At 33.9% G+C, this 3927-nt stretch carries 4 protein-coding genes and 1 pseudogene; all 5 read right to left on the bottom strand.

The window, feature by feature from the left end:
* Positions 1–307, bottom strand: a 307-nt coding sequence (locus tag Wcon_RS08710; protein WP_147269179.1) for an ankyrin repeat domain-containing protein, incomplete at its 3' end; no start/stop codon positions are given.
* Between the two features lie 168 nt (positions 308–475).
* The gene (locus Wcon_RS08715; RefSeq protein ID WP_114517879.1) at positions 476–1627 is read right to left on the bottom strand and encodes a phage tail protein; all 1152 of its coding nucleotides are present in this window, start codon (positions 1625–1627) and stop codon (positions 476–478) included.
* Entirely contained in the window at positions 1627–2409 is a 783-nt protein-coding gene (locus Wcon_RS08720; protein WP_114517880.1) for a baseplate assembly protein, read from the bottom strand. Before Wcon_RS08720 ends, Wcon_RS08715 begins: the two co-directional genes overlap by 1 nt.
* 2 nt (positions 2410–2411) lie before the next feature.
* Positions 2412–2648 (bottom strand): annotated as a pseudogene (locus tag Wcon_RS08725) (GPW/gp25 family protein); the annotation flags it as partial.
* A gap of 225 nt (positions 2649–2873) precedes the next feature.
* Positions 2874–3821 carry an IS110 family RNA-guided transposase gene (locus Wcon_RS08730; RefSeq protein WP_063630491.1) on the bottom strand — a complete coding sequence of 316 codons (948 nt, stop codon included), beginning with the start codon at positions 3819–3821 and terminating at the stop codon, positions 2874–2876.
* Positions 3822–3927: the final 106 nt, after the last annotated feature.

Raw genomic sequence — 3927 nt, forward strand, 5'->3', positions numbered from 1 at the left:
GTGTACATCCGCTGACATATTGAGTGGCATTTACTTCTGCTCCAGATCTTAGCAGCACTTTTACATTTTCTAAACTTTTTGCGAATACTGCACAGTGCAGAGGTGTATAACCATTTTTGTCTCTTGCATTAACCTCTGCTCCTTTCTTTATTAAGAACCTCACTGTTTTGTAATTGGAGATTTCCACTGCTTGGTGCAAGATCGTCTCTCCTTCTTCATCTCTTTTATTGATATTCTTAAATCTGTTACTTGATAATTCTTTAAAAAACTTACTAAAAGATTCTTTCTTTACCTCACTAAAACTCATTTCATACCTCACAAAATTAGCTTTTCTAGCGCCAGATAAATTTCTTATGTTTACCTGCTGCTATTCAAGTCATGTCTGTTTTAGCATGAGAAAGCAAGTCCTTTTCTTTTTATTTCATACACTTTTACCTATTATTAATATTATATATGAGGATCTAAATATAAGTATTTAATTTATTATAGATATTGCTTGACTACTTTTCCAACTTCTGTGCAAATGTCGATGTTCGTGCCACTTCAGTACTCCTGGGTAAAACACTAAAATGTGCTTTTTTAATTCGTGTATTGAGTCTTTTTGCTCTGAATCCAAATCATTTTTATAGTAAACATTGTGTTCTGCTAAAACATATTTTGTAATCTTCTGATCAGTATAGTTTTCTGCTTTATAAGCATGGGTAACGCTAAATCTTTCTAAAATTGGCTTGTGTTTTAAATTCCAATGTTGCCCTGAAAGTTTATCGCTTCCCAATACAAATTTACTCCCTCTTTCCTCTACACTACTAACTGGAAAACATGCGTTTATTTCTCCTAATCTCCAACTATCCGATAATACTATTTGTGCCTTAGCAAACTTTATTTCTGGTAATAAACTCTGTGGTAGTGGATATAGTGCTTTTAAGTTGTACCACTGATGACTTCTTTCATAGATGCCTTTGTAATCCTTTGTATGAGTCTCTGTTTCTCCAAGTACTGCTACATCTAATCGATATATATCATTACTAAATGCTTGCTCATAATGAACACGAAAAGCACTAAACTTAAAACTTGAATTCAAGACTTTTAGCTCAAATGTGTTCTTTCTACCAAATGACAGTACTGGTCCATCTTTTTCAACTTTTCTACCTGAATAATCCGATAACAAACTTCCAAAAAAGCTTTCATCTAAAATAAACCTATCAACGTTATAGTGATCATTGAAAATCCTCATTAGCCTTGATCTTGCTGGTAACGATAGTTTTGCAAGTTTTACTACTGCATCCACAAAAAAGTCATTTGGAACATCTTTTATTCCTATTTGCAACTCGAAAAAATGTTTACCAGGTGGTTCTTCTATGATTGTAATATCTTCTATATTTGCCCATTTGAGCGCTATTTTGAGTGATGCTGGAGTTCCTCTCAGTCTTTGAAATTTTACTCCTTCTACTATGGCTTTTCTTCTATCTTTTACCCAGCGTAGTATTTCCCCCAATTCATATTCCTCAATCAACCACGGCAATGTTTCCTCTTCTAATCTAAATTTAAACCCTCTTTGGTCTACTTTATAATCTATCGCATCTACCAGTGCTTTTTCCTGTTTGGTTGCATTTGGTGGCAGTAACATTAATTCAACTCAATCTTTAAATTTCTCAAATTTGCACACTCATTACCTAGCACCATAACATCCTCTTTTGGCTCGATTAATTCCACATTTTCTACACCATCTACAAATAGATTCGCTATTATCCATGATCTTGTTACACTCCACCCTAATCTTTTTGCTAATTCAAACTTCTCAATAAACTGCTTCTTGATTTCTTCCTCTGATATTACAGGACTTATACTCATTCTGCTGTGAATATCTATTTCCATAATATTGCAGCCAATTACTGTTACTGTATCGGTTAAAACCCTTATATCATCTCTAGTAACCTGCTTTTTTACAATTTTAAGTAGTTCTTCTGACACTATGCCAGTTGTTGTAGATAAAATTGAGATCTCTACACTTCCTGCCACTTTTGACTCAACCAATGCATCTTTTACTCTACTATCTGCTGACAGTGCATGATACCTATAATACTCCTTGCTTCCACACGTGCTTGAGCCTACTATCTTTGCTTTAATTCTTTTTCTAAATCGTTCATCATCTTCTTCTTTCTGCCTCTCCACTCCATAAAACTCAGCTAAATTATCAACCGTTGCAAATTTTAGTAAATTGCTCTTTACTGATTCATTTATTCTTTGTCTTAGTAACAATTCCCTCCATACTGCTACTTCTAATACCTTCATCGCTGGGTCACTTTCTACTAATGCTGTAAAACTTGCATCACACTTCATTAACTCTTCCTTCATCCGAGAAAAAATCTCTTCAAAGTTCAGTGGTTCGATAATATTTGGCTGCTGCATTTTTAAACAACTACTCCATTAATATTTATGAACTTACCTTCTGAAAGATAGACACCTTCTAAATTCAATGTTACTCTCCCTTCTTTTACTCCTTCAACTTTTACTTTTTCTAACTTAAATCTCTTCTCAAATTTCCCCAGTGCTTCTGCTGTTGCTGCATAGATCTCCAAAGTAAAATCTCTACTAATTGGTTTATCCACTAATTCAAATAATCTTGACCCATAATCTCTCCTCATCAACTATGTTTTTTAAAATTTTTTGAATTTAGTCTTATTACAACTCTTATTTATAGTTTTGTATTCTTATTCAATTGAAAAACGTATTTTTGGCAATAAAAACCCTAGTTCATTACAGAAAGAAATTTATATCAAACAACTACCACTGCTTAGATCTTATGATTAATGAATATGTGCTTTAAATTTGTGTGGCGCGCATATTCATTAACCTATTTTCTTATGCAGATTTTAAAAATTTGCGTTAATTGCTTCTTTAAGCCTTGCATTAGCAATCACTATAATTTTGCGCATTAGAGCTGTTATGACTACCATCTTCTTTTTACCTCTACCAATGAGAGCAGAATAAAAAGCACCAAGTGCAGATTTAGTCCTTGAAGCAGCCATCGCAGATGTAAAAAGCTTTTCACGAACGTTCCTTCTGCCACCACTTATTCTGCGATAACCAATAGCTTTACCACTTTCTTTTGGATGCGGGGCAACTCCAGCAAGACTAGCAACTTCTTGCCTGCTTAAGTAGCCAAGTTCTGGCATCAAGCATACAAAATCTTGTGATAACTTTTTACCTATTCCTGGTACTGTTCTTATGATTTTTTGGCGCTTTTTTAACTCTGGATTCTCATCGATAATTTTTTGTATGGCATCATTGAGCTCATCTATTTGACTGTTAAAAAAGTCAATAGTTTTTTGGCAACTTTCTTTTATATAGTCGTTTTCAGGTGCTTTCAGTCTACATTTCTCTTGAGCTCTTATTTGTGTAAGGTCATCACGACGTTGACAAAGTGCAGCTAAGGCTGTTTGTTCTTTTGACATAGGCACAAATAGAGATAGAGTACTATAACGCTCAAATCCATATTGAGCAAGGGCTCTTGCATCTGATTGATCAGACTTTGCTAAAATTCCATGAGATAAGGTAAAGCTTTTTACTTTGCGAGTATTAGCTCGATGTACAGCAACATTCTTATCAACCAGAAAGTGTGCTAAGCCAAGCTCATATTTTCCTGTATTTTCCAAAGTTACAAAAGAATTAGGTAGAATATTTGAAAAATTTTGAAACAATTGTTGCCAACCAGCAGCATTATTATCAAACTTGATAGTGTTCTTTTGGTTGTGAACTGCAGCAACATTTTTAAATTTTCCGATATCAATGCCAATAAAATTTTGATAAGATGTAATCATAATAACCTCGATTAGTTTTAGTTAATTTAAGATTGTAAACGGGTGCATATGTATGTCCCACACAACTATTCAAACGTATCGAGAGATAGGGCTAGTGTACCTTGAT

The sequence above is a fragment of the Wolbachia endosymbiont of Cylisticus convexus genome (assembly GCF_003344345.1).